Here is a 3,111-nt window from a genome sequence, read left to right as displayed (position 1 = left end):
GTTTATTTGATATGCCCGCTTTTATAAAATCTACAAAAGATAATAAAAAACTATATGGAAAGACCGCATTTTGTTTGAAAATATACCTTAAGTTGATGGATGTGTGGCGGTCCCCCTTTAACTACTATATAAAAAGAAAATTATGAACCAAATTTTCTTTACTTGGTGCGTTAAATTTATAGAAGATAGATAGTAACATAATTTTCTCAATAAGTAATATTCTTATTTCAATACAAAATTCTTACAATTAATGCTATACCTGTATTAAGGGGAGCGTTTTAGTTGATTAGGGAGAAAAATTGTAAAAATGATATGGGAGGAATAAAAAATGTCATTGAAAAAGAAGTTAGGTGTTGGAGTGGTTTCAGCCGCTCTTGGTTTATCTTTAATTGGTGGGGGTACATATGCATATTTTAGCGATCAAGTTGTAACAAATAATACATTTGCTGCAGGTACATTAGATTTAGCTATGCAAACAACTACTTCACTTAACTTAGGAAATTTGAAACCTGGGGACAAAATATTAAAGAAATTCAACTTAACAAATAGTGGTACACTAGATATTAAAGACATCATGATGAAAATAGATTATACTGTTAACGATTTAAAACAAAATAATAATACAGAAGATTTTGGTGAACACATTAAAATACAATTTCTTTTGGATTGGGATCCAGCAAAAAGCCCTGTATACGAAACAACTCTTGCAGAACTAAAATCACAAAGTCCAGAGATTGCTTCCAAGAAAGTATTTCATTCCAAGTGGGCTGAAACAGGTGGATTAAAATCTGGGAAAATGGATTGGTTTTGGATGAAGTTTATATTTGAAGATAGCGGAACGGATCAAAACGTGTTTCAAGGGGATAGTATTGCGTTAAAAATGGAGTTCCAAGCCAATCAAACAGAGGGAAAAGAAAGATAATCTTACAAAAATATTGTTACGAAAATGTAAAAATGAGCTTGTAATTTTTTATAATTTGTAAAATTGACCATCAAATATCCATATAAAAAAGCAGTGATATCAGCATATGTGTATAATATCGCTGTTTTTTTAAGTTTATTGTATGTTTTATAAAACACATTTTAAAATTTTTCATTCATATTCAATAAAAAGGTACTAAATAAATGGGATTCTGTTGTTGCGATTAGTCTATAGCCGCTAGAAGAAGATGCTTGTCCGTATCTAGCAGCAAATATTATAAATTTAGGATATGACTGGTACAATAATAGTTAAAAAAATAATCATGAAAAAAGGGACCCACCAAAAGAGCGCCTATTTTGTTAAAATATATAACTGAAATTATATAGAATGCTGATTAGAATTCCGATATAAGATTTATTTACGCATCACCTAAAAAATAGGAATAACATAGGAAATACTAATTAATAAACAATCAACGTAACAAAAAGGGTGAAAATTTATATTTTGGTAAATCATTTTTGAGACAGTATTTTGTTACTGCTAGTTAAACCGTTAATATATTTCATATCTTCAAATATAAAACGTAATAAACTATTTGAACTACCCCTGCTTTCACAAGAAATCCGCCTTTTTACTCTATTTATTTTTTAATACATTCCTATCCACGGTTTTAGGGTTCTCTTTTGTACTATGTTAGCCGAAAAATTGTATAAACAACCATTTCAATTGGTGGTAGGTTGGCTAAAGCGGGCATTTGAGATGTATTCTACCATTACTTCTTTTTGAGTCATACTTCTCTCCTGTTCTTAATACAATATACCTGTAAAAATGGGTTCTACGTATTCTTCTAAGTTATCAAAATCAACGATATCCAACACAACATCATGGGGGGCTCGCAACTTTGACATTACCACCCACTACATAAATCATAATTCGTTTTTCTTCCACCTTTTTCACCCTTTCTACACCCTAGTTTTACAAAATAAGAAGTCATCCAAACTTATATTTATTACTTCCTGTTATCTCCTCTCTCTTATTCTATGCATAGTCTATCTAAATTTTAATTGGCTACTAAAAAAAGAAGTTACAGGATGATTAAAAAAAGCCAGGTGCATTGCACTCGGCTTTATGGTCGATTAAACAATTTTACTTCAGGCGTATTAAACTGATGTAGATAGTCTTTAGTAGAAGTATAGCCTGAATTCATGAGTGTTTTCTTTTCTTCTTCTGTGATATCGAAATTAAACGACGGCGTAAAGAATGTATTGATAAATACAGTGCGGGCAGCATCTTCCTTGGTTGTTTTTCCGCTCTCATGACCTTTGATCATCGTTTGAGACAAATTCCATACAAAATGAATAAGAGAATGACCAATATGATGTTCTGTTGAAGTTGCGATATGTTTTAACATGGCAATCTCGGCCTGAGATTCTAAACGGAAACCCAGTGTTTCTTTGTTGTAGACAATTTCATCTGCAGGATCAAAGAAAGATGCATTGTATTTCGTGTGTAAGCTTCTTAGTGTAGAATGATCCTCCGTATTGCTTACCAATTTATTAACCTCGTCAATCGTATCTGTGGTCGTGAAGTGTTCTTCTTTATTCACAAAACTTTTCCGATCAAATAAACGAATTGGATAGTTATCGAGTACACCTCCGTCTACATAATAATCTTTTTCCCATTCTACAGATTTAAAAAAGAATGGGATGGACATCGAAATCCGCACAGCAACTACTAACGGGACATCAGGTGTCGTTTCACGAGAAAACGTACGAAGCTGGTGTGTAGAAATGTTCGTACCTTGGAAAAACACGTCTTTTCCTGTTTTGTCATACAACTGCTGAAAGGTTGTGTCCTTACTCCCTGTCCACTTTTCAACGATCTTCCCTACCCACTCAGTGAAGAAATGCCCTTTATAGATACCAAAACCATCAAAAAATAAACGAATGTTATCTTGTACAATCGAAAAATCATCATCTTTAAACGCTTTAAAATTCATGTCTTTATGGATTTTTACAAGATCTGCGAATGGAATGGAAAGACCTAAAAGTAATGCAGTAATTGCTCCTGCTGAAGTCCCCCCATGCCCATCAACTTAAGAATTTGCACTACCCCCAAGTGTCAAAAAACGTTATTCTTTCTAAAAAGCTAGCTAGAAAGGATGACATTTTTTATGAATCTTTCAATTC

At 32.6% G+C, this 3,111-nt stretch carries 1 protein-coding gene and 1 pseudogene; one reads left to right on the top strand and one right to left on the bottom strand.

From position 1 onward, the window contains the following. Positions 1 to 328 precede the first annotated feature (328 nt). Positions 329 to 922: a TasA family protein gene (locus ACS2CR_RS33800; protein WP_153603165.1), complete on the top strand. Its 594-nt coding sequence runs from the start codon at positions 329 to 331 to the stop codon at positions 920 to 922. Between the two features lie 1,126 nt (positions 923 to 2,048). On the opposite strand, the pseudogene ACS2CR_RS33795 reads toward ACS2CR_RS33800, so the two are convergent. Further along, positions 2,049 to 3,005 (bottom strand): annotated as a pseudogene (locus tag ACS2CR_RS33795) (patatin-like phospholipase family protein); the annotation flags it as partial. Positions 3,006 to 3,111: the final 106 nt, after the last annotated feature.

The organism is Bacillus cereus group sp. BceL291 (assembly GCF_051776705.1).
Taxonomy (GTDB): Bacteria; Bacillota; Bacilli; order Bacillales; family Bacillaceae_G; genus Bacillus_A; species Bacillus_A cereus.
The sequence above is the reverse complement of the archived record's forward strand: the minus strand, read 5'-3'. Positions and strand labels throughout refer to the sequence as shown.